Here is a 24,060-nt window from a genome sequence, read left to right as displayed (position 1 = left end):
AGCGGGTCGCCCTTGTATCTGTTTGAAAGCCTGAATCAGCTGATTCAAAACTACCTGCCGGAAGACCAGATCAAACGTCTGCGGCAGGCGTATCTCGTTGCACGTGACGCTCACGAGGGTCAGACACGTTCAAGCGGTGAACCTTATATTACGCACCCGGTCGCGGTAGCCTGTATTCTGGCCGAGATGAAGCTCGACTACGAAACGCTGATGGCCGCGCTGCTGCATGATGTGATTGAAGATACTCCCGCCACCTACCAGGACATGGAACAGCTTTTTGGTAAAAGCGTCGCCGAACTGGTAGAGGGGGTATCGAAACTTGATAAGCTCAAGTTCCGCGATAAGAAAGAGGCGCAGGCCGAAAACTTTCGTAAAATGATCATGGCGATGGTGCAGGACATCCGCGTCATCCTCATCAAGCTTGCCGACCGCACCCACAACATGCGTACCCTGGGCTCGCTACGCCCGGATAAACGCCGCCGCATCGCCCGCGAAACGCTGGAAATCTACAGCCCGCTGGCGCACCGTTTAGGTATCCATCACATCAAAACTGAGCTCGAAGAGCTGGGCTTTGAGGCGCTGTACCCGAACCGCTACCGCGTCATTAAAGAGGTGGTCAAAGCGGCGCGCGGCAACCGTAAAGAGATGATCCAAAAGATCCTCTCGGAAATCGAAGGGCGTTTGCAGGAAGCGGGGATCCCCTGCCGCGTCAGCGGTCGCGAAAAGCATCTGTACTCGATCTACTGCAAAATGGTGCTCAAAGAGCAGCGTTTTCACTCGATCATGGATATCTACGCCTTCCGCGTTATCGTCCATGATGCCGATGTCTGCTACCGCGTGCTTGGCCAGATGCACAGCCTCTATAAACCGCGTCCAGGTCGTTTCAAAGATTATATCGCCATTCCGAAAGCGAACGGCTATCAGTCTTTGCACACCTCGATGATCGGCCCCCACGGCGTCCCGGTCGAGGTACAAATTCGTACCGAAGACATGGACCAGATGGCGGAGATGGGGGTCGCGGCGCACTGGGCTTATAAAGAGCACGGCGGCGAAAGCAGCACCACCGCGCAAATCCGCGCCCAGCGCTGGATGCAGAGCCTGCTGGAGCTGCAGCAGAGCGCCGGCAGCTCGTTTGAATTTATTGAGAGCGTTAAATCCGATCTGTTCCCCGATGAGATTTACGTTTTCACCCCGGAAGGGCGCATTGTCGAACTGCCCGCTGGCGCCACGCCGGTGGACTTCGCCTATGCGGTGCATACCGATATCGGCCATGCCTGCGTCGGCGCGCGCGTCGACCGCCAGCCCTATCCACTGTCGCAGCCGCTCTCCAGCGGTCAGACTGTCGAAATTATTACCGCGCCGGGCGCACGTCCGAATGCCGCCTGGCTGAACTTTGTCGTCAGCTCGAAGGCGCGCGCCAAGATCCGTCAGCTGCTGAAAAACCTCAAGCGCGATGACTCGGTCAGCCTTGGCCGTCGTCTGCTCAACCACGCGCTGGGCGGTAGCCGCAAACTCGCCGAGATCCCGCCGGAGAATATCCAGCGCGAGCTCGACCGGATGAAGCTGGCCTCGCTCGACGATCTGCTGGCGGAGATCGGTCTGGGCAACGCCATGAGCGTGGTGGTGGCGAAAAACCTGCAGCAGGGCGAAGCCGCTGCGGCTCCGGTGCCGGCCAATGCCTCGAACCACGGCCATCTACCGATCAAAGGCGCCGATGGCGTGCTGATCACTTTTGCCAAATGCTGTCGTCCGATCCCCGGTGACCCGATTATCGCCCACGTCAGTCCCGGCAAAGGGCTGGTTATCCATCATGAATCCTGTCGTAACATCCGCGGCTACCAGAAAGAGCCGGAGAAATTTATGGCGGTTGAGTGGGATAAAGAGACCGCTCAGGAGTTCATTACGGAGATCAAGGTGGATATGTTTAACCACCAGGGCGCACTGGCTAACCTGACGGCGGCGATCAACACCGCCTCTTCCAATATCCAGAGTCTGAATACGGAAGAGAAAGATGGCCGCGTATACAGCGCCTTTATCCGCCTGACCGCCCGCGACCGCGTGCATCTGGCGAATATCATGCGCAAAATCCGCGTCATGCCGGACGTGATTAAAGTCACCCGTAACCGAAATTAGCTTTTAGACAAAACATTCGAATTGCATCAAGGCAGCAAGCGAATGACAAATCTGCCGGGAGCAGATTTGAACGCTGCTTGCAGGCCCCGTCAGGGGAGAGGCTCAGGGATGGGCCGCGTGATCCGCAGCGACTAAAGAGGTAATTCGAAGGATGAAGTGTAATGAATTCACAGCGTTATGCGCGTATCTGCGAGATGCTCGCCAGGCGTCAGCCTGACCTGACGGTCTGCATGGAGCAGGTCCATAAGCCCCATAACGTCTCTGCGGTCATCCGGACCGCAGACGCCGTTGGCGTACACGAGGTGCACGCGGTCTGGCCGAGCAGCCGGATGCGCACCATGGCCTCCGCCGCCGCGGGCAGCAACAGCTGGGTGCAGGTGAAAACCCACCGTACCATCGCAGATGCCGTCGGCCACCTCAAAGGCCAGGGTATGCAAATCCTCGCCACCCATCTTTCCGGCAAAGCCATCGATTTCCGTGAAATCGACTATACGCGCCCAACCTGCATCCTGATGGGTCAGGAGAAAACCGGCATCACTCAGGAAGCGCTGGCCCTGGCCGATCAGGACATTATTATCCCGATGATCGGCATGGTGCAGTCGCTGAACGTCTCCGTCGCCTCGGCGCTGATCCTGTATGAAGCCCAGCGGCAGCGACAGAACGCCGGGATGTACCAACGCGCCAACAGCATGCTGCCGCCGGAAGAGCAGCAGCGCCTGCTGTTTGAAGGCGGCTATCCGGTGCTGGCCCGCGTCGCGAGACAGAAAGGGCTGCCTTACCCCCACGTTAACGAGCAGGGCGAAGTGGAAGCCGATGCCGCGTGGTGGGCCACCATGCAGGCTGCGAGGTAAACCCTATGTCAGGCCGCCTGTTAGATGCCGTTCCGCTCAGTTCACTCACCGGCGTTGGGGCTGCGCAGAGCAGCAAGCTGGCGAAGATCGGCCTGCATACGGTACAGGATCTGCTGCTGCACCTGCCTTTGCGCTACGAAGATCGCACCCATCTTTACCCGATAGCCGATCTGCTGCCCGGGGTTTATGCCACCGTGGAAGGCGAAGTGCTCAACAGCAATATCACCTTCGGCGGCCGTCGAATGATGACCTGCCAGATCAGCGATGGCACCGGCATCCTCACCATGCGCTTTTTCAACTTCAACGCGGCGATGAAAAACAGCCTCGCGACCGGTCGACGAGTGCTGGCCTACGGTGAAGCCAAACGCGGGAAGTACGGCGCCGAGATGATCCACCCGGAATACCGCGTCCAGGGCGATATGAGCACCCCGGAGCTGCAGGAGACCCTGACGCCGGTCTACCCGACTACCGAAGGCATTAAGCAGGCGACCCTGCGCAAGCTCACCGATCAGGCGCTCGAGCTGCTCGAGACCTGCGCAATTAGCGAACTCCTGCCGCCGGAGCTGGCGCAGGGGATGATGAGCCTGCCGGAGGCGCTGCGTACGCTGCACCGTCCGCCTCCCTCCTTGCAACTTAGCGAGCTGGAAAGCGGCAAGCACCCGGCGCAGCAGCGCCTGATTCTGGAAGAGCTGCTGGCGCACAACCTTAGTATGCTGGCGCTACGGGCAGGCGCCCAGCGCTATCACGCCCTGCCGCTCGGCGCCAACGATACCCTGAAAAATCAGCTGCTGGCCTCCCTGCCCTTTAAGCCCACCGGCGCGCAGGCGCGGGTCACCGCCGAGATCGAGCGCGATATGGCGCTGGACGTGCCGATGATGCGCCTGGTGCAGGGCGACGTTGGCTCCGGTAAAACGCTGGTCGCCGCCCTGGCCGCTCTGCGCGCTATCGCCCACGGCAAACAGGTGGCGCTGATGGCGCCCACCGAACTGCTCGCCGAGCAGCACGCCAACAACTTCCGCAGCTGGTTTGCACCGCTGGGCATTGAGGTCGGCTGGCTGGCGGGCAAACAGAAAGGCAAAGCACGCCAGGCGCAGCAGGACGCTATCGCCAGCGGCGAGGTGCAGATGATTGTCGGCACCCACGCCATCTTCCAGGAACAGGTGCAGTTTAACGGCCTGGCGCTGGTGATCATCGACGAACAGCACCGCTTCGGCGTACACCAGCGGCTGGCGCTGTGGGAGAAAGGTCAGCAGCAAGGTTTCCACCCGCATCAGCTGATCATGACCGCCACGCCGATCCCGCGCACCCTGGCGATGACCGCCTACGCCGACCTCGATACCTCGGTTATCGACGAGCTGCCGCCGGGCCGAACCCCGGTGACTACCGTCGCTATCCCGGACACCCGGCGCAGCGATATTATTGACCGCGTGCGCAACGCCTGCACCCACGAAGGCCGCCAGGCGTATTGGGTCTGTACGCTGATTGAGGAGTCCGATCTGCTGGAGGCCCAGGCGGCGGAAGCGACCTGGGAGGAGCTCAAGCTGGCGCTGCCGGAGTTGAATATCGGTCTGGTGCACGGGCGGATGAAACCGGCGGAGAAGCAGGCGGTGATGCAGGCTTTCAAGCAGGGCGAAATGCATCTGCTGGTGGCCACGACGGTCATTGAAGTCGGTGTCGACGTACCGAACTCGAGCCTGATGATTATCGAAAACCCGGAACGTCTGGGTCTGGCGCAGCTGCACCAGCTCAGAGGGCGCGTCGGGCGCGGCGCGGTCGCTTCCCACTGCGTGCTACTCTATAAATCGCCGCTCTCTAAAACGGCGCAGAAACGCCTGCAGGTGCTGCGTGACAGTAACGACGGTTTCGTCATCGCCCAGAAAGACCTTGAAATTCGCGGTCCCGGTGAGCTGCTCGGCACCCGCCAGACCGGCAACGCTGAGTTTAAAGTGGCGGATTTGCTGCGCGATCAGGCGATGATCCCCGACGTTCAGCGCATTGCGCGCCACATTCATGAACGCTATCCGCTGCAGGCCCAGGCGCTGATCGAGCGCTGGATGCCGGAAACCGAACGCTATTCCAACGCGTAGCGCGCTTTTGCCGCGCTGCGGGCAATCTTTCTACACAATGAGTGGATTATGAAACGAGAACTGGCCATCGAATTTTCGCGTGTCACCGAAGCCGCCGCGCTGGCGGGCTATAAATGGCTGGGCCGCGGCGATAAAAACTCCGCCGACGGCGCAGCGGTTAACGCCATGCGCATTATGCTTAACCTCGTCAATATCGACGGCACCATCGTCATCGGCGAGGGCGAAATCGATGAAGCGCCGATGCTCTATATCGGCGAAAAAGTGGGCACCGGCCAGGGCGATGCGGTGGATATCGCCGTCGATCCCATCGAAGGTACCCGGATGACGGCGATGGGCCAGGCTAATGCCCTGGCAGTGATGGCGGTCGGCGATAAAGGCTGCTTCCTCAACGCGCCGGATATGTATATGGAAAAGCTGATTGTCGGCCCAGGCGCTAAAGGTGCTATCGATCTCAATCTGCCGCTGGAAGAGAACCTGCGCAATATCGCCCGCGCGCTGAACAAGCCGCTGGGCGAGCTGACCGTCACCGTGCTGGCGAAACCGCGCCACGATGCGGCGATTGCTCAGCTGCAGCAGCTGGGCGTGCGCGTGTTCGCCATTCCCGATGGCGACGTCGCGGCCTCCATTCTTACCTGCATGCCGGATAGCGAAGTGGACGTGCTGTACGGCATCGGCGGCGCGCCGGAAGGGGTGGTTTCCGCCGCGGTGATCCGCGCGCTCGACGGCGATATGCAGGGCCGCCTGCTGGCTCGTCACCACGTGAAGGGCGACAGCGAAGAGAATCGCCGCATCGGTGAAAACGAGCTGGCGCGCTGCAAAACCATGGGCATCGAAGCGGGTAAAGTGCTGCGCCTTGATGAAATGGCGCGCAGCGATAACGTCGTCTTCTCCGCTACCGGCATCACCAAAGGCGATCTGCTGGACGGCATCACCCGTAAGGGCAATATGGCCACCACCGAGACGCTGCTGATCCGCGGCAAGTCGCGCACCATCCGTCGGATCCAGTCGATTCATTACCTCGACCGTAAAGATCCGGACGTCCAGCAGCACATCCTGTAATACCGCTTTCTCTCCTCCAGGCAACCGTCCGCGGGCGGTTGTCCTGTTCTTCGTTTATATTTGATCAATAGAGCTTTCTTGCGCCTGCGGGGTGGAAATCTTGCCCGTCTGGGCCGAAGATAAGGCATCGCTTGGCAACAGGAGAAGACGATGGCGGACTGGGTTAGCGGCAAAGTGACAAAAGTGGAGTACTGGACGGACGCCTTGTTCAGTTTATACGTGCGGGCGCCTGTCCATCCGTTTACCGCCGGGCAATTTACCAAGCTCGGGCTGGAAATCGACGGCGAACGCGTGCAGCGCGCCTACTCCTACGTCAACGCCCCCGGCAATCCCGATCTCGAGTTCTATCTGGTCACCGTCCCGGAAGGCAAGCTGAGCCCGCGTCTGGCGGCGCTGAAACCGGGCGATGAGGTCCAGGTGGTGAGCGAAGCGGCTGGCTTCTTCGTCCTCGAGGAAGTACCGGATTGCGATACTCTGTGGATGCTGGCGACCGGCACCGCCCTCGGGCCTTATCTGTCGATTCTCCAGGAAGGCAAAGATCTTGAGCGATTTACTCATCTGGTGCTGGTCCACGCCGTGCGCTACGCCGCGGACCTGAGCTATCTGCCGCTGATGCGCGAACTCGAGCAGCGCTACGCCGGCAAATTACGCATCCAGACGGTGGTCAGCCGCGAAACCGTGGAAGGCTCGCTGACCGGCCGGGTGCCGTTCCTGATTGAAACCGGGGCGCTGGAGGAGGCGGTCGGCCTGCCGATGACCCGCGACACCAGCCATGTGATGCTGTGCGGCAACCCGCAGATGGTACGCGATACCCAACAGCTGTTAAAAGAGACCCGGCAGATGACCAAACATCTGCGTCGCCGGCCGGGCCACATGACGGCGGAGCACTACTGGTAATCAGGCGTCCGCTTTCCAGCGCACGTCCTGGGTCTCCTTGCCGAACTTATTCTCGCCCTGGGTGCCGACAAACGCCCCCAGGTCGATCAGCATCATGACGATAATCAGCGTCGGCACAAAGCGCCCGACGCCCCACTGCCAGACCTGCGGCAGCATCGCCCAGTTCCCCGCCAGCAGCATCCACGCCAGAATCATCAGCAGCGCCCACAGTCCGGATTTGCCGCGATCGTGCAGCCGCTTCACCACCACCGCCGCCGTCGGCCACAGCAGGCAGACAATAATAAACGCCGCCGTCTGCAGATTAAGCAGATTGCTGCCTGCCAGGGTGAACAGCGCGCTCATGGTCACCAGCCAAATGGCAATCCAGATCCAGAAATCGCGGCGGCCAATGCGCCCTTTAATTGAGAATAACCACTGCTGTAGGGTCATGCGTTTTTCCTTATCATCATCGTCTGCGTAGTTTACCCTGGCGTCGTGACTTTTTGACAAGCGCCGCGCTTCCCGATTTAATCGTCAGCAGGCAAAAAAAGGAACGACGGGCATGAAGAAGTGGACAATCTTGTGTTTCAGTGGGCTGATGGGCCTTGCCGTCGGCCCGCATGCGTTGTCCGCAGAAAGCGAATCGACGACCGCTGCCCCCTACCTGCTCGCCGGCGCGCCGAGCTTTGACCTGTCGATCAGCCAGTTCCGGGAAAAATTTAACGTCGATAACCCGAAGCTGCCTCTGAATGAATTCCGTTCCATATCAACCAGCCGCGATCGGGCTAACCTGACCCGCGCCGCCAGCAAGATTAACGAAAATCTCTATGCCTCCACCGCGCTGGAGCGCGGCACGCTGAAGATCAAATCCATGCAGATCACCTGGCTGCCGATCCAGGGGCCGGAGCAAAAGGCGGCGAAGGCCAAAGCGCTGGAGTATATGAGCGCCATGATCCGCGCCTTCGTGCCCACCCTTAGTCCGGCGCAGAGCCAGCAAAAACTGCAGAAACTGCTGACTGCCGGCAAAGGCAAACGCTACTTCTCCGACACCGAGGGCGCCGTGCGCTATGTGGTGGCAGATCATGGTGAAAAGGGTCTGACCTTCGCTGTTGAACCGATTAAGCTGGCGCTATCTGAAACGCTGGAAGGTAACAATAAATGACAAAAAGCAAAGCCTTTCCAGTGACGAGTCTCTATACTGTTTCACAGACCATGCTGCCCTCTGGGGCGGCTATATTCCTTAATTCGCTTAAGTAGCGTGGAGAATTAAAATGCGACATCCTTTAGTGATGGGTAACTGGAAACTGAACGGCAGCCGCCACATGGTAAACGAACTGGTTGCGAACCTGCGTACCGAGCTGGCTGGCGTAAGCGGCTGCGCAGTTGCCATCGCCCCGCCGGAAATGTATCTGGACCTGGCTAAGCGTGCGGCAGAAGGCAGCCACATCCACCTGGGCGCGCAGAACGTTGACGTAAACCTGTCCGGCGCTTTCACCGGTGAAACCTCCGCCGAAATGCTGAAAGATATCGGCGCACAGTACATCATCATCGGCCACTCCGAGCGTCGTACCTACCACAAAGAATCCGACGAGCTGATTGCGAAGAAATTCGCCGTGCTGAAAGAGCAGGGTCTGACTCCAGTACTGTGCATCGGTGAAACCGAAGCCGAAAACGAAGCGGGCAAAACGGAAGAAGTTTGCGCACGTCAGATCGACGCGGTACTGAAAACGCAGGGCGCTGCCGCTTTCGAAGGCGTGGTTATCGCTTACGAACCGGTATGGGCTATCGGTACCGGCAAATCCGCGACCCCGGCTCAGGCTCAGGCGGTGCACAAATTCATCCGTGACCACATTGCTAAAGCTGACGCGAAAATCGCTGAGCAAGTGATCATCCAGTACGGCGGTTCCGTTAACGCTGGCAACGCAGCAGAGCTGTTCACCCAGCCGGACATCGACGGCGCGCTGGTTGGCGGCGCCTCCCTGAAAGCTGACGCTTTCGCGGTGATCGTGAAAGCTGCGGAAGCGGCGAAAAAAGCGTAATCCGCTTTTCCCGGTGGCGACACGCGACCGGGATGACTGATAAATCTCTGAGGCCCGGCTTCGCACAGCGCAAGCCGGGCTTTTTTTTGCCGTTACAGTTTCCCCAACAGCTGATACCACGCGTAGTCCAGCGGCAGTAAAATCAAATAGCTCACCGCCGCCAGCGCCAGACAAAGCAACATTCCCGCCCTCGCCGGGACTTTGCCTAACCCCATCGCGACCACGATTGGCGACGCCTGATACGGCAGCAGCGGCGTGGAATAGCCCAGCACCTGAATCATAATCACGCTCAGCAGCGGGAAGCCGGTGGCGTCGGCAAAGCTCTGGGCAAAGGTGGTATACAGCGCCGGCACGCCGTTGGCGGTCATAATAAAGTTCAGCGCGCTGGTAATTCCGGTCAGCGCCAGGAAGCTGGTGAAAGGATTGTCCTTATCCAGGGGCATCACCTGCAGCAGCGCATTGCCCACCGCACCGCCAATTCCGGTTTGGGTGACGGCGATCGCCAGTCCCAGAATCCCGGCAACATAAATGCAGGTGCGCATATTCACCCCGCTGGCAAACTCTTCGCCGCTGATAAAGCCCACCCGCGGCAGCAGCGTGACCACCGCCGCCGCCAGGCCGGTCCACGCCGGGCCGATGCCATGCCAGCTCTCGGTCACCCACAGCATGAGGACCACCGCCAGCAGCCACGCCAGACGCTTCTCGTCGCGGCTCATCGCCGGCAGCGGCGCCAGGTCGCGCGGCGGATGCGGCTTACCGGGAAACAGCCAGCAGATCAGCGCCACCAGCGCCGCCCCTTTCAGCCAGCCAAGCACCGGCGTATGCAGCAGTAAATAGGGAACATAATTCAGATGGATACCGTACGAGCCCTCCGCCGCGCCGCTCATCACCAGATTCGGCACGTTGGCGGGCAAAATCGTCGCCGAAAGCTGAAAGGTGCCGAACCCCACTGCCAGCGCCAGGCCGAACCAGCCGCGGCTGCCGTCGGCAATGCCCGCCCGGCGGGCCATCGCCGCCACGATCGGCATCAGCAGCGCGATGCGCCCCATGTTGGAAGGCATCACGAACGCCAGGGCATAGCTCAGGAGTACCACGCTGGCGACCATCCGCGGCCAGGAGTCGGTTAGCCGCGCCGACAGCGCCTGCGCCGCCCGGTCCGCCAGCCCGGTTTTACGGATCGCGATGCCGAGCACAAAGCCGCTGAACACCAGCCAGAAGGCCGAGGAGGCAAAGCCGCCAAAGATCACCTCCGGCGGGGCGATTTTCGCCATCATCGCCGCAGCGAAAAACAGCAGCGCGGTGATAAATTCCGGCAGCAGCGACGACGCCCAGAGCACAATGGTAACGCCGACAATCAGTGAAGGGAGGAACAGCGGGTGGGTAAGCCAGAGCGACATGCCTGTCTCCTGTCGTTTTTTTCAGCAAGAATACGACGACAGGTAAGACAGGTAAACGCCAGAACTAGTGGTTTGCGTTAAGGATGGCGCAGCGATGATCCTGAATTTCTTCCGCTGAAGCCCGGTTCAGGGACAGCAGGTTACGCTCCGTCGCCAGCAGCACCAGCGAGCCGTCGCTCTGCTGCGCCATCGCCAGCGCATAGCGTCCCATATGCTGACGCGCCTCCGGCACCTCTTCCGCCAGCATCAGGAACGGGCTGCGCTGGGCGAGCTCCGCCTCCGTCACCCGGCGCGCCAGATATTCATGGCCCTGAAGCCCACCCGGCAACGGCAGCCAGCGGCTGCTGATCGCCGCCGCATCCTTGTCTAACTGCGCGCGCACATCGGGGCGCAGGCAGGAGATATGAATATGGAAATGGTTTTGCGTGCGTCCGCTGCGCGAGTTGATCGCCAGCGATACCGCGTTATCGGGAACCGGCGCGCCGTGGCGCTGGCTCATGATCTCACGCCCCTGCCAGGCCTGCCAGAAGAAGTTCGGCGTCAGTGGATCCAACAGCAGCGGGCTTTCGGTGCCGTTAATGCGGTAGGTCGGCATCAGCAAATACTGCAGCGGGCCGTTACGATCTTTAAACAGCACATAGCCGCCCTTGAGGTTCACTTCGGCACACGGCGACGGGTTTTGCTGCTGTTGCTGATGGGGAACGCACTGCTGCAGAACAATCTTGCGCAACGCGTCCGGGTTGCCAGAGTGCAGCCAGTAGTAGCCGCCCGCCAGCGCCGCGAGGATCGCCACTAGCAGCGCCAGCAAAAAGTATCTTACTCTTCTCATTTTCATTCCCTGTTAAGCCTGAAGCGGAAGAGTAACGTAATTTGATGACTAAATGAAAACAGATGACGGGCGGAGCGTTTTCCGGGTCGCGGCTGGCGCCTTACCCGGGCTACGTACGGCGCAAAACTGTAGCCCTGCTAAGCGTAGCGCAAGCAGGGATTCCCGGGTAGCGGCTGACGCCTTACCCGGGTTACGCACAGCGCAAAACTGTAGCCCTGCTAAGCGTAGCGCAAGCAGGGACAAGAGAATTAACGCTGGCTAATCTGGTCGAAGGTGCCGCCGTTGGAGAAGTGCTCTTTCTGCGCTTTCGTCCAGCCGCCGAACTCCTGATCGATAGTGAACAGTTTCAGTTTCGGGAATTCATTAGCATATTTCTTGGCCACGTTCGGATCGCGCGGACGGTAGAAGTTCTTCGCCGCAATCTCCTGGCCTTCCGGCGAGTAGAGATACTTCAGGTACGCTTCCGCCACCTGGCGGGTGCCTTTCTTATCCACGACTTTATCGACCACCGAAACGGTCGGCTCAGCCAGAATCGACTCACTCGGGGTCACGATTTCAAACTTGTCTTTGCCCAGTTCGTTGGTCGCCAGCAGCGCTTCGTTTTCCCAGGCGATCAGCACATCGCCGATCCCGCGTTCTACGAAGGTATTGGTCGAACCGCGCGCGCCAGAGTCCAGCACTTCCACATTTTTATACAGCGCCTTGACGAAATCCTGGGCTTTCGCCTGGTCGCCATGGTTCTGATGCAGGGCATAGCCCCATGCCGCCAGGTAGTTCCAGCGAGCGCCGCCGGAGCTTTTCGGGTTCGGGGTGATGACCGACACGCCCGGTTTGATCAGGTCGTTCCAGTCATGGATCTGTTTCGGGTTGCCCTTACGGACAAGGAACACGATGGTGGAAGTATAAGGCGCGGAGTTATCCGGCAGGCGCTTCAGCCAGTTTTTATCGATACGGCCGCGCTCGGCGATCGCGTCGACGTCGTAGGCCAGCGCCAGCGTAACCACATCCGCTTCAATACCGTTAATCACCGAGGTCGCCTGCTTGCCGGAGCCGCCGTGCGACTGGCGGATCACCACGTTGTCGCCGGTCTCCTGCTTCCAGTGCGCGCTGAACGCTTTGTTGTACTGTTCGTACAGCTCGCGCGTTGGATCATAAGATACGTTTAATAGCTGAAAATCTTTTGCCAGAACGCTGGCGGATGCCAGCAACAGAGTTAACCCTACGCCCCACTTATTCATCGCACCGCTCTCTTTATGTCGTGTTGTGATGGGCTAAGCGTGCCAGAAAGCGATTCAATGATTAAAGAATAAAAAAAGATTGGCTATAACTTGTGAGTATAAAGGAAGGGATAAGGATCACCCCCTCCCTGGCGGGAGAGGGCGTGAAGCGATTAGACTTCTTCCATGCGGCCCAGCAGCGCCTGCAGACGCTCCTGCCAGCCCTGCTGCTGCTCTTTCAGCTGGCTGTTTTCGCGCTCCAGCTCTTCACGACCATGCTGCGCGCTCTGAACTTCCTGCACCAGGGTGTTGTTCTTTTCTTTCAGCTCTTCGATTTCCATCTGCAACAGAGTGATGGTATCAATCGCCTGCTGAACCTTAGATTCTAATTTCTCAAACACTTCTAATGACATCGTCATACCTCTCCTGAACTTGCAAGGCGTTGATAGAAACTGGTGTTTCGTATACGCGGTCCCGCCTTAACGAAAATTAGCGCACATAGCGGTGTTATCGTCGATTGTATGAATCCCCGCCGCCCCTGTCCAGCGACAAGCCGCGCAGATTGCGGTTTGCAACACTTTTCAGTCTTTACCTGGTACTTTCAGCGCAGTTCGCTCGTACTTCATGAGCCATTGTTAATATTATGGTTAACAAAATGCGAGGTGAAACGCTCCGGCAGCGCGCTTAATGCGCGCGAATGGCGCGAAAACGCTCATTTTCTTGACGTGGTACACACATTTGAAGTTCGATATTTCTCGTTTTTGCTCGTTAACGATAAATTAACACTATGCCTACATGGCAATATGGTCGTCTGTGACCACCCTACATACAATAATCATCACCACGCTTCAGGATTCGATTATGAGCCAAACATCAACCTTAAAAGGCCAGTGCATCGCAGAGTTCCTCGGTACCGGGTTGTTGATCTTTTTCGGCGTTGGGTGCGTGGCTGCGCTCAAGGTCGCGGGAGCCAGCTTCGGACAGTGGGAAATCAGCATCATCTGGGGTCTGGGCGTCGCCATGGCGATCTACCTGACCGCAGGGGTATCCGGTGCGCACCTTAACCCTGCGGTGACTATCGCGCTCTGGCTGTTCGCCTGCTTCGATGGCCGCAAAGTGGTTCCTTTTATTATTTCGCAATTCGCTGGCGCCTTTTGCGCTGCGGCATTAGTTTACGGGCTTTATTACAATCTTTTCCTCGATTATGAAACCACCCACCATATGGTACGCGGCAGCGTGGAAAGCCTTGATCTGGCTGGCATCTTCTCCACTTACCCGAACCCGCATATCAATTTTGTGCAGGCCTTCGCGGTAGAGATGGTGATTACCGCTATCCTGATGGGCGTCATCCTGGCGCTGACCGACGATGGCAACGGTGTGCCGCGCGGCCCGCTGGCGCCGCTGCTGATCGGCCTGCTGATCGCGGTGATTGGCGCCTCCATGGGACCGCTGACCGGCTTCGCCATGAACCCGGCGCGTGATATCGGCCCGAAAGCCTTCGCCTGGCTGGCCGGCTGGGGCGACGTCGCCTTCACCGGCGGTAAAGATATTCCTTATTTCCTGGTGCCGCTGTGCGCACCGGTGGTCGGCGCGGCGCTGGGCGCGTTCAGCTATCGTAAGCTGATTGGCCGCCACCTGCCTTGCGACACCTGCGTGGACGAAGAGCAAGAGAGCCCCTCCTCTTCCTCCACTCAACATAAAGCTTCGCTGTAATCTGACTACGGGACACCGACTATGACCGACAAAAAATATATCGTTGCGCTTGACCAGGGCACTACCAGCTCCCGGGCCGTTGTGATGGATCATGATGCCAATATCGTCAGCGTCTCCCAGCGAGAATTCGAACAAATTTATCCTAAGCCAGGCTGGGTTGAACACGACCCGATGGAAATCTGGGCGTCCCAAAGCTCGACGCTGGTCGAAGCGCTGGCCAAAGCGGATATCAACTCCGATCAGATCGCGGCCATCGGTATCACCAACCAGCGTGAGACCGTGGTGGTGTGGGAGCGCGAGACCGGCAAACCGATCTATAACGCCATCGTCTGGCAGTGCCGCCGCACCGCCGAGATCTGCGAGCAGCTCAAGCGTGACGGGATGGAGGAGTATATCCGCAAGGCCACTGGCCTGGTGGTGGACCCCTACTTCTCCGGCACCAAGGTGAAATGGATCCTCGACCATGTCGAAGGTTCCCGTGAGCGTGCGAAGCGCGGTGAGCTGCTGTTCGGCACCGTGGACACCTGGCTTATCTGGAAGATGACCCAGGGTCGCGTGCACGTCACCGACTACACCAACGCCTCGCGTACCATGCTGTTCAACATCCACGACCTGGACTGGGACGACAAGATGCTCGACGCGCTGGATATTCCGCGCGCCATGCTGCCGGAAGTGCGCAAGTCGTCCGAAGTGTACGGCCAGACCAACATCGGTGGTAAAGGCGGGACCCGTATTCCTATCGCCGGGATCGCCGGTGACCAGCAGGCGGCCCTGTTCGGCCAGCTGTGCGTCAAGGAAGGGATGGCGAAAAATACCTACGGCACCGGCTGCTTTATGCTGATGAACACCGGCGAAAAAGCGGTGACCTCCACTCACGGTCTGCTGACCACCATCGCCTGCGGTCCGCGCGGCGAGGTGAACTACGCACTGGAAGGGGCGGTGTTTATGGCTGGCGCCTCCATTCAGTGGCTGCGCGACGAGATGAAGCTCATCAGCGATGCGTTCGATTCCGAGTACTTCGCCACCAAAGTGAAGGACACCAACGGCGTGTACGTCGTGCCTGCGTTCACCGGTCTTGGCGCGCCGTACTGGGACCCCTATGCCCGCGGCGCGATTTTCGGCCTCACCCGTGGCGTGAACTCGAACCACATTATCCGTGCGACGCTGGAGTCCATCGCCTATCAGACCCGCGACGTGCTGGAAGCGATGCAGGCTGACTCCGGTATCCGTCTGCATGCGCTGCGCGTGGATGGCGGCGCGGTGGCCAACAACTTCCTCATGCAGTTCCAGTCCGATATCCTCGGCACCCGCGTGGAGCGTCCGGAAGTGCGCGAAGTGACAGCCCTGGGCGCCGCCTATCTGGCCGGTCTGGCGGTCGGCTTCTGGCAGAACCTCGATGAGCTGCAGGAAAAAGCGGTGATTGAGCGTGAATTCCGCCCGGGGATTGAAACCACCGAGCGTAACTATCGTTACAGCGGCTGGAAGAAAGCGGTGAAACGCGCGTTAGCGTGGGAAGAGCACGACGAAGCGTAAGATTGTGGAGGTATTCCCGGCTTGCGGCGTAAACGCCTTAGCCGGGCTACAAAACCCCAAACAGCACGATCTTGTAGCCCGGACAGGTGCGCAGCACCGCCTCCGGGTTTTTTATCAACCAAACATCGGCAGCAACAGGTACAGCTTAATCACCAGCGCGTTGACGATATCGATAAAGAACGCCCCCACCATCGGCACCACCAGGAAGGCCATATGTGACGGGCCGAAACGGTCGGTAATTGCCTGCATATTGGCGATCGCCGTCGGCGTTGCCCCCAGACCAAACCCGCAATGCCCGGCTGCCAGCACCGCGGCATCGTAGTTTTTACCCATCATCCGATAGGTGACGAGCACCGCGTACAGCGCCATCGCTACCGCCTGCACCGCCAGGATAATAATCATCGGCAGCGCCAGAGAAGCCAGTTCCCAGAGCTTGAGGCTCATCAGCGCCATGGCGAGGAACAGCGACAGGCTGACGTTGCCCAGCACCGACACCGCGCGATCGAATACCCGATACAGCCCCGCCAGCGCCAGGCTGTTGCTGAGGATCACGCCGATAAACAGCACGCAGACAAAAGTCGGCAATTCAAAGACACTGCCCACCAACAGTTGCGCAACCACCTTGCCCACCGTCAGACAGATAGCGATCAGGGCGATACTCTCGATCAGCACCAGCGAGGTGATCACCCGCCCCACGTCCGGCTTTTCGAAGGCGGTCGGCACCACCTGATCGTCCGGCGTCCCGTCCGGCGAGGAAGAGTGTTTCACCAGGTAACGCGCCACCGGGCCGCCGATCAGGCCGCCGAGCACCAGGCCGAAAGTCGCGCAGGCCATCGCCACCTCGGTGGCGTTGGCAAAACCATAGCGCTCAACGAACAGCTTGCTCCATGCCGCCCCGGTGCCGTGGCCGCCGGAAAGGGTAATAGAACCGGCCAGCAGACCCATCAGCGGATCCAGGCCCAACAGCTTCGCCATGCCGATACCGAGGGCGTTCTGCAGCAGCAACAGACCAACCACCACAATCAGAAAGGTACCCAGCACCTTGCCGCCCGCCCGCAGGCTGGCCAGGTTGGCGTTCAGACCGATGGTGGCGAAGAACGCCAGCATCAGCGGATCTTTGAGGCTCATATCGAAATCAATATCGATATCCATACTTTTTTTCAGCACCAGCAGCGCCAGCGCCACCAGCAGACCGCCGGCAACAGGTTCAGGAATGGTGTATTTCTTGAGGAGGGGTACGGTTTGGACGAGTTTTCTGCCGAGTAATAGCACAAGCGTTGCGGCAACGAGCGTCGATAAGGTATCGAGATGAAACATAAAAAGCTCCTTATGGGCGCATGATCCATTCACACGCGACGATATTCCTGATGTCTTTAGCTTCTCTTCATGAGGAGGCAGAGGGGGATTTTACGCAGAACGGCGGAAAAAATGACAGAAAAAGATATTTTGTATCCTGAATGATGCGATTTAGCATACAAAATGTTAATAATCTCGTTGCGCATTTTCACAGCATAAATTTTTATGGGCAAACGCTGGCAAACGTTTGCTTTTGGTCTACAGTCCGATAAAATTCCCGCTTTGCCACTTTGGGATTGCTTGTGATGTCCGTTAACACCGCAGAGTCAGAAAATGCGCAACCGGTTGCGCATAAACCAGCCAGCGAATTAATTTACCGCCTCGAAGATCGCCCGCCGCTACCGCAAACCCTGTTCGCCGCCTTCCAGCACCTGCTGGCGATGTTTGTCGCGGTGATCACCCCGGCGCTGTTAATCTGCCAGGCTCTCGGTCTCCCGGCGCAAGATACCCAACATATCATCAGCATGTCGCTGTTCGCCTCCGGCGTGGCCTCCATTATTCAGATCAAAGCCTGGGGCCCGGTCGGTTCCGGACTGCTCTCCATCCAGGGCACCAGCTTCAACTTTGTCGCCCCGCTGATCATGGGCGGCACCGCGCTGAAAACCGGCGGCGCCGACGTCCCGACGATGATGGCCGCCCTGTTCGGCACCCTGATGCTGGCCAGCTGCACGGAAATGGTCCTCTCCCGCGTCCTGCACCTCGCGCGCCGCATCATTACCCCTCTGGTCTCCGGCGTGGTGGTGATGATCATCGGCCTGTCGCTGATTCAGGTTGGGTTGACCTCCATCGGCGGCGGCTACGCGGCGATGGCCGACCATACCTTCGGCGCGCCGAAGAACCTGCTGCTGGCGGGCATCGTGCTGGCGCTGATCATCATTCTCAACCGCCAGCGTAATCCCTATTTGCGCATCGCTTCGCTGGTGATTGCCATGGCGGCGGGCTATCTGGCGGCGTGGTTCCTCGATATGCTGCCAGCCAACACCGCCCCGACCAACAGCAGCCTCATCACCGTCCCGACGCCACTCTACTATGGCCTCGGCATTGACTGGAGCCTGCTGCTGCCGCTGATGCTGGTGTTTATGATCACCTCCCTGGAAACCATCGGCGATATCACCGCCACCTCCGACGTCTCCGAACAGCCGGTCTCGGGTCCGCTGTATATGAAGCGCCTGAAAGGCGGCGTGCTGGCTAACGGCCTCAACTCCTTTGTGTCCGCGGTCTTCAACACCTTCCCGAACTCCTGCTTCGGCCAGAACAACGGCGTGATCCAGCTGACCGGCGTCGCCAGCCGCTACGTCGGCTTTGTGGTGGCGCTGATGCTGATCGTCCTCGGGCTGTTCCCGGCGGTGAGCGGCTTCGTACAGCATATCCCTGAGCCAGTGCTCGGCGGCGCCACGCTGGTGATGTTCGGCACCATCGCCGCGTCCGGCGTGCGCATCGTCTCCCGCGAGCCGCTGAATCGCCGGGCGATCCTGATTATCGCCCTGTCGCTGGCGGTGGGCCTCGGCGTGTCGCAGCAGCCGTTGATCCTGCAGTTCGCGCCGGACTGGCTGAAGAATCTGCTCTCCTCCGGTATCGCCGCCGGCGGTATCACGGCGATTGTTCTGAATTTAATTTTCCCGCCAGAAAAAGCCTGATTTAACGCGTCCCGGTCGTGCCATCGGCCGGGGCACCCTGGCGCTGCCCTCCACCGCCTGCCCCGTCACGGAAATAAACCACGCCTGCCTTGAGAAGTGCGCATAAATCGGGCATAACACGGTTATGTGCATCTCACAGAATGGAAGACCATGAAATTTCTTGGAAAGCTGATTCTCTGGCTGCTAGTCGCTCTGCTGCTCGTCATCGTTGGCGCGTGGTTCCTGCTGCAAACCCACTGGGGCGCCCGCCAGGCCAGCGCCTGGCTCAGCAATGGCACCGGCTGGCAGGTCTCCTTCGATGCGATGGACCACGATTTCTCCTCCCCTCTTCATGTGCAGTTGCAAAACGTCACCTTTGGCCGGGAAGGCAAGCCAGCAACCCTGGTGGCGAAAACGGTCGATATTGGCTTCAGCACCCGCCAGTTTAGCGACCCGCTGCATGCGGATGAGATTGTCCTTAACGACGGCACCCTGAATCTGTCACCCCACTCTGCCGACCTGCCGTTCGCTGCAGACCGGCTAATGTTGCGCAATATGGCCTTCAATAGTCCGGAAACCGGCTGGGCGCTCAGCGCGCAGCGCGTCACTGGCGGCGTCAGCCCATGGGCGCCGGAGGCAGGCAATGTGCTGGGGAAAACGGCGCAGATCCAGATGAGCGCGGGCTCGATGACGCTCAATGGCGTCGAAGCCAGCAATGTTCTGATTCAGGGCAAGATTGATCAGGGCGAGGTCACCCTCTCCACCCTCGGCGCCGATGTCGCCCGCGGCACCTTAACCGGCAATGCGAAACGCAGCGCCGACGGCAGCTGGCTGGTGGATAACCTTCAGCTCAATGAGATCCGACTGCAGAGCGCCGCCTCGCTGGCCGACTTTTTCGCGCCGTTAACCACGGTCCCCTCTCTGCAGATTGGCCGCCTGGATATCACCGACGCCCGCCTGCAGGGGCCGGACTGGGCGGTAACCGACCTTGACCTGAGCCTGCGCAACCTGACGCTCAGTCACGGCGGCTGGCAGAGCCAGGACGGCACGCTGTCGATGAATGCCAGCGAATTTATCTACGGCTCGCTGCACTTTTTCGACCCGATCCTGAATGCCGAATTTTCACCCCAGGGTATTGCCCTGCGCCAGTTCTCCTCGCGCTGGGAGGGCGGCATGGTGCGAACCTCCGGCAACTGGCTGCGCGCCGGTAACGCGCTGGTGCTTGACGACACCGCCTTCGCCGGGCTGGAGTACACGCTGCCGGCGAACTGGAAGCCACTGTGGATGGCGCCGCTGCCGGCCTGGCTGCAAAGCCTGACGCTTAAAAAATTCAGCGCCAGCCGCAACCTGATCATCGATGTGGACCCAGCCTTCCCATGGCAGATTACCGCTCTCGATGGCTATGGCGGCGAGCTTCAGCTGGTGAAAAACGGCAGCTGGGGGGTGTGGAACGGTAGCGCGACGCTGAACGCCGCGGCGGCGACCTTTAACCGAATTGACGTGCGTCGCCCTTCACTCAAGCTGAGCGCCACGGCGTCGACGGTCAATATCACTGAGCTCAGCGCCTTCACCGAGCGCGGCATTCTGCAGGCCACCGCCGCGGTATCCCAGCTGCCGCAGCGCCAGGTCAATTTGAGCCTGAACGGCCGCGGCGTGCCGCTGAATATTCTGCAGGCCTGGGGCTGGCCTTCGCTCCCCATTAGCGGGGATGGCAACCTCCAGCTGACCGCCAGCGGCAGCGTGCAGGCCGATGCCCCGCTCAAGCCGACGGTCAACGCACAGCTTAGCGCCGTAAATATGGAGAAACAGCAGGTGGCGCAAACCATGCGCAACGGCGAGGTCAATACCGCCCCCGCCGCGCCAGCGCCCGCTCCCGTCACGCCCTAGCGATGCCCCATCCCCCTCTCCCCCACGGGGAGAGGGAACGCTTCTCTGCAAACACTCCGCTCTGGCAACGCTCTCTCACTTTCAGGGAGGGGGTCTGCAAGCATTCTGAAACCTGTGTGCAATAAGCGGCTATCTGTGCCTATTTACCGCTACTGGTTCCTTTCAAATATCAGAGTTGCTATAACCAAAATACTGGAAGTCGATAAAAACAAACCGCTCCCTGTACCTACAAAAATAAAAAAGGATCAATCATGCCTGAAATACGTCAGCGTATTCTGGAGAATATGCAAAAATTCTCCCGGGCCATGATCGGCGCCGTATTGTTCTTGCCGGTCATTGGCTTAATTCTGGCCCTCAGTTCAGTATTAACTAATCCGACATTAATTGCTGAAACCAGTTTCCTGCACCAGCTGGGGCAGATGCTCGGCGACACCTTTTGGCCTCTATTTGGCAACCTCGGCTTATTATTTTGCGTCGGTATTAGCTATGGCCTGGCAAAAGATAAAAAAACCGAAGTCGCGCTGGTTGCGGTGATGTGCTTCATTATGTTTCTTGGCGCCAACCACTCCTGGCTGGAACACACCCACGGACTCGCCGAAAAAATTAACGGTGAATATTATGGCACCGGGCAAACCCAACTGCTGGGCTTTGTAGTGGTGGATATGGGCGTTTTCCTTGGCATTATTCTCGGCTGCACTATCGCGTGGGTGCACAATAAAGTCTCTACCATTGAGCTGCCCGGCGCGCTGTCGATGTACGGCGGCGCCAAGCTGACGCTGGTGGCGATGACGCCGGTGGTTATCTTCTACGCCATCGCCTTTACCTGGATTTGGCCGTTTATGACCCACGGCATCTCCGCCCTCACCGGCTTTATGAAAAATGCTGGGGTCGCCGGGGTCTTCGTCTATGGTTTCTTTGAAAAATTTCTTATCCCGACCGGCCTGCACCATTTTGTCTGGTCACCCTTCCAGCTCACCCAGATTGGCGGCACCCTGAACGTGGACGGCCAGGTGGTCTCCGGTACCCAGGCCATTTTTCTCGCCTATATGCGCCATCCGGATCTGACCCCGGTGATGAATGAGGCCCTACGCTTCTCACAGCAAGGGATGACCACCATCTTCGGCCTGGCCGGCGCCTCACTGGCGTTCTACCACACCGCGAAGCCGGAGAAAAAAGTGATGGCCAAGGCGATTCTGCTGCCGGCGATTATCACCTCTATGCTGACTGGCATCACCGAGCCGATTGAGTTCACCTTCTTGTTTGTCTCGCCGCTGCTGTGGGTGATCCATGCGACGTTAACCGCCGCCTCGCAGGCCATTTGCGACCTTTTCACCGTACGCCCCTGGGGAGCCTCGGGCCTGATCGAATTTCTGATCTATAACCTGCCGCTACCGGTCTCCTTAACGCGCTGGCCGGGATATGTCCTTATCGGTATCGGCCAGTTCGCCGTCTACTACGTGATTTTCCGCACTCTGGTGGTGAAGCTGAATCTGAAAACGCCGGGCCGGGAAGATGACGAGAACGTGAAGCTCTACAGCAAAGCGGAGTATCGCCAGAAAGTCGCGCAGCCGCAGTCGGTCACCGATGACATTATCCGCGGTCTCGGGGGCAAGGAGAATATTCTCTCCGTCGATAATTGTTTTACCCGCCTGCGCGTGGCCGTGCGCGATATGGCGCGGGTTGATGACGCGCAATTAAAAAATACCGGCGCCAACGGCGTAGTGCGCAATCGCAATGAGGTTCAGGTTATTTATGGCGTAAAAGTGGGACAGGTACGTTCCCGGGTTGATAACTGGTTAGCAGAAAATTAATGAGGAGTTTGTATGAAATTAACCGTATTAGGCGGGGGCGGCGTTCGCTCTGCATTTTTAGCGAAATCTCTGGCATATAATGCTCACCGCATTGGTTTAACGGAGGTGGTTTTTCTCGATAACTCTGCAGATAATCTGGCGATATTCGGCGAAATTGCCCGCTATGTATTTACGACCATTCGCCCGGATATTCATTTCACGACCACCACCGACCCGGTCGCGGCGCTGCAAAACGCTAATTATATTATTACCACCCTGCGGGTCGGTGGTGATGAAAGCCGTATTCGCGACGAGCGCATTGCGCTGCAACATAACACCCTCGGCCAGGAGACCACCGGCGCCGGCGGCTTCGCGATGGCCATGCGTTCGATCCCGGCGATCCTCGACTATTGCCGGCTGATCGAAGCGCATGCCGCCGAAGACGCCATTCTGTTTAACTTTACCAACCCCTCAGGCCTGGTGACGGAAGCGATCGTTAAGTCCGGCTTTAAGCGTCGGGTCTACGGGATCTGCGATGCCCCCTCCGAGCTGATTCGTGAGCTGCCGGCGATCCTCGGCTGTGAGGAGCGCGACCTGAGCGTGGAATGCTATGGGCTGAACCATTTCTCCTGGTTTACCCACTTCACCGTGCGCGGGGAAGCGGTGACCGAGCGGCTGATCGCCAGCCCGGCGCTGTACCAGAAGACCGCGATGCAGTATTTCTCACCCGAACTGGTGCGGCTGTGCGATAACCAGTTACTCAACGAATATCTCTATTATTATTACTATCGCGACGAGGCGCTGAAGGCGATTCAGGGGGCAGGCGAAACGCGCGGGGAGCAGATCGCCCGTATCAATCAGGAGATGCGCCAGGCGCTGCGCACCGTGGATGCCAGAACGCAGCCGGAAGCCGCCTTCAATATCTGGATGCAACACTACCTTCGCCGGGAAAACAGCTATATGCAGAACGAATCCCGTCAGGAGAAATTTCATACCCGCGAGCCGCTGACGCTGCGGCAGTTTATCGAAGAGCCGGACACCGGCGGCTATGCCGGGGTGGCGCTGGATATTCTGGAAGCGGTGAACAGCACCACCACCAAGCGGATCGTGGTGTCGATCCAGAATAATGGCACGCTCGACTTTTTGCGCCCTGACGACGTGATTGAGATCAGCTGCGACCTGAGCCGGGAGGGTCTCAAGCCGGTAACGCCGGTGAAGGTGCCGACGGCGCAGAAAAATATGATTTCCTGCGTGAAAGAGTATGAGCGGCTGGCGGTTGCGGCGATCCTGCAGCAGGATAAGTCGCTGGCGGTGCGGGCGCTGATGGCGCACCCGCTGATCGGTTCCTGGTCGCTGGCGAAAACCCTGGTCGAGGCCTACCTCGACGATGAGCAGTTCGCCGCCTGGCGGTAACCTGCTGCCGATGGGATTCCCCCGCTTGCGCTACGCTTAGCGGGGCTACGAACGGAGCGGTTTGTGTTTTATGTAGGTCGGGTCAGGCGTAAGCCGCCACCCGACAAATAGCCGCATCACCCGGTAGCCCGGATAAGGCGCCAGCCGCCATCCGGGAACTCCCCCCGCTCGCACCGCGCTTAGCGGGGCTACGAACGGAGCGGTTATTATTTTATGTAGGTCGGGTCAGGCGTAAGCCGCCACCCGACAAATAGCCGCATCACC

General features: G+C 59.1%; 19 protein-coding genes. 13 read left to right on the top strand and 6 right to left on the bottom strand.

Annotated elements, in window-relative coordinates; translation table 11 throughout:
* Positions 1–12: 12 nt before the first annotated feature.
* The 5 genes from spoT (at position 13) to fpr (ending at position 7,027) form a co-directional block, all read left to right on the top strand.
* Entirely contained in the window at positions 13–2,133 is a 2,121-nt protein-coding gene (spoT, locus tag ABLV64_RS19920) for a bifunctional GTP diphosphokinase/guanosine-3',5'-bis pyrophosphate 3'-pyrophosphohydrolase (protein WP_004205080.1), read from the top strand.
* Between the two features lie 161 nt (positions 2,134–2,294).
* The gene (trmH, locus tag ABLV64_RS19915) at positions 2,295–2,984 is read left to right on the top strand and encodes a tRNA (guanosine(18)-2'-O)-methyltransferase TrmH (protein WP_023319341.1); all 690 of its coding nucleotides are present in this window, start codon (positions 2,295–2,297) and stop codon (positions 2,982–2,984) included.
* A 5-nt stretch (positions 2,985–2,989) separates the two neighbouring features.
* On the top strand, positions 2,990–5,071 hold the full coding sequence (gene recG / locus ABLV64_RS19910; RefSeq protein ID WP_023319342.1) for an ATP-dependent DNA helicase RecG: 2,082 nt from the start codon (positions 2,990–2,992) through the stop codon (positions 5,069–5,071).
* Positions 5,072–5,119: 48 nt separating this feature from the next.
* Positions 5,120–6,130, top strand: a complete 1,011-nt coding sequence (gene glpX / locus ABLV64_RS19905; protein WP_004205085.1) for a class II fructose-bisphosphatase — start codon at positions 5,120–5,122, stop codon at positions 6,128–6,130.
* Between the two features lie 150 nt (positions 6,131–6,280).
* Positions 6,281–7,027, top strand: coding sequence for a ferredoxin--NADP(+) reductase (gene fpr / locus ABLV64_RS19900; RefSeq protein WP_032456734.1), 747 nt, complete (start codon positions 6,281–6,283; stop codon positions 7,025–7,027).
* On the opposite strand, the gene ABLV64_RS19895 is transcribed toward fpr, so the two are convergent.
* Positions 7,028–7,456, bottom strand: coding sequence for a DUF805 domain-containing protein (locus ABLV64_RS19895; RefSeq protein ID WP_004173894.1), 429 nt, complete (start codon positions 7,454–7,456; stop codon positions 7,028–7,030).
* A gap of 112 nt (positions 7,457–7,568) precedes the next feature.
* Between ABLV64_RS19895 and ABLV64_RS19890 the strand changes: the two genes are divergently transcribed.
* The gene (locus ABLV64_RS19890; RefSeq protein WP_043522751.1) at positions 7,569–8,168 is read left to right on the top strand and encodes a YiiQ family protein; all 600 of its coding nucleotides are present in this window, start codon (positions 7,569–7,571) and stop codon (positions 8,166–8,168) included.
* A 109-nt stretch (positions 8,169–8,277) separates the two neighbouring features.
* Entirely contained in the window at positions 8,278–9,045 is a 768-nt protein-coding gene (gene tpiA, locus ABLV64_RS19885) for a triose-phosphate isomerase (RefSeq protein WP_002922909.1), read from the top strand.
* Positions 9,046–9,137: 92 nt separating this feature from the next.
* On the opposite strand, the gene ABLV64_RS19880 is transcribed toward tpiA, so the two are convergent.
* From ABLV64_RS19880 to zapB, 4 genes are all read right to left on the bottom strand, one after another.
* Positions 9,138–10,442, bottom strand: coding sequence for an SLC13 family permease (locus ABLV64_RS19880; protein WP_065903747.1), 1,305 nt, complete (start codon positions 10,440–10,442; stop codon positions 9,138–9,140).
* A 64-nt stretch (positions 10,443–10,506) separates the two neighbouring features.
* Positions 10,507–11,277 carry a CDP-diacylglycerol diphosphatase gene (locus ABLV64_RS19875; protein WP_072500780.1) on the bottom strand — a complete coding sequence of 257 codons (771 nt, stop codon included), beginning with the start codon at positions 11,275–11,277 and terminating at the stop codon, positions 10,507–10,509.
* Between the two features lie 242 nt (positions 11,278–11,519).
* The gene (locus ABLV64_RS19870; protein ID WP_004205090.1) at positions 11,520–12,509 is read right to left on the bottom strand and encodes a sulfate ABC transporter substrate-binding protein; all 990 of its coding nucleotides are present in this window, start codon (positions 12,507–12,509) and stop codon (positions 11,520–11,522) included.
* Positions 12,510–12,661: 152 nt separating this feature from the next.
* The gene (gene zapB, locus ABLV64_RS19865) at positions 12,662–12,907 is read right to left on the bottom strand and encodes a septal ring assembly protein ZapB (protein ID WP_004150222.1); all 246 of its coding nucleotides are present in this window, start codon (positions 12,905–12,907) and stop codon (positions 12,662–12,664) included.
* A gap of 442 nt (positions 12,908–13,349) precedes the next feature.
* Here zapB and ABLV64_RS19860 point away from each other — a divergent pair, with 442 nt between their 5' ends.
* Positions 13,350–14,201 (top strand): MIP/aquaporin family protein, encoded by an 852-nt coding sequence (locus tag ABLV64_RS19860; protein WP_004205091.1) that lies wholly within the window; start codon positions 13,350–13,352, stop codon positions 14,199–14,201.
* Positions 14,202–14,222: 21 nt separating this feature from the next.
* Positions 14,223–15,734: a glycerol kinase GlpK gene (glpK, locus tag ABLV64_RS19855; RefSeq protein WP_004873089.1), complete on the top strand. Its 1,512-nt coding sequence runs from the start codon at positions 14,223–14,225 to the stop codon at positions 15,732–15,734.
* Positions 15,735–15,848: 114 nt separating this feature from the next.
* On the opposite strand, the gene gltS is transcribed toward glpK, so the two are convergent.
* Positions 15,849–17,051, bottom strand: a complete 1,203-nt coding sequence (gene gltS, locus ABLV64_RS19850; protein WP_080848054.1) for a sodium/glutamate symporter — start codon at positions 17,049–17,051, stop codon at positions 15,849–15,851.
* Positions 17,052–17,335: 284 nt separating this feature from the next.
* Here gltS and ABLV64_RS19845 point away from each other — a divergent pair, with 284 nt between their 5' ends.
* The 4 genes from ABLV64_RS19845 (at position 17,336) to ABLV64_RS19830 (ending at position 23,796) form a co-directional block, all read left to right on the top strand.
* Complete coding sequence (locus tag ABLV64_RS19845) at positions 17,336–18,727, top strand: uracil-xanthine permease family protein (RefSeq protein ID WP_004150226.1); 1,392 nt, start codon at positions 17,336–17,338, stop codon at positions 18,725–18,727.
* Between the two features lie 150 nt (positions 18,728–18,877).
* The gene (locus ABLV64_RS19840) at positions 18,878–20,593 is read left to right on the top strand and encodes an AsmA family protein (protein ID WP_094334440.1); all 1,716 of its coding nucleotides are present in this window, start codon (positions 18,878–18,880) and stop codon (positions 20,591–20,593) included.
* 251 nt (positions 20,594–20,844) lie between these two features.
* Complete coding sequence (locus ABLV64_RS19835) at positions 20,845–22,404, top strand: PTS transporter subunit EIIC (protein WP_004205095.1); 1,560 nt, start codon at positions 20,845–20,847, stop codon at positions 22,402–22,404.
* Between the two features lie 12 nt (positions 22,405–22,416).
* Entirely contained in the window at positions 22,417–23,796 is a 1,380-nt protein-coding gene (locus tag ABLV64_RS19830; RefSeq protein WP_004205096.1) for a maltose-6'-phosphate glucosidase, read from the top strand.
* The last annotated feature ends 264 nt before the right edge of the window (positions 23,797–24,060 follow it).

The sequence above is a fragment of the Klebsiella sp. JB_Kp031 genome, from assembly GCF_040064295.1.
GTDB classification, from domain to species: domain Bacteria; phylum Pseudomonadota; class Gammaproteobacteria; order Enterobacterales; family Enterobacteriaceae; genus Klebsiella; species Klebsiella quasipneumoniae.
This window is presented reverse-complemented; position numbering and strand designations above follow the sequence as displayed.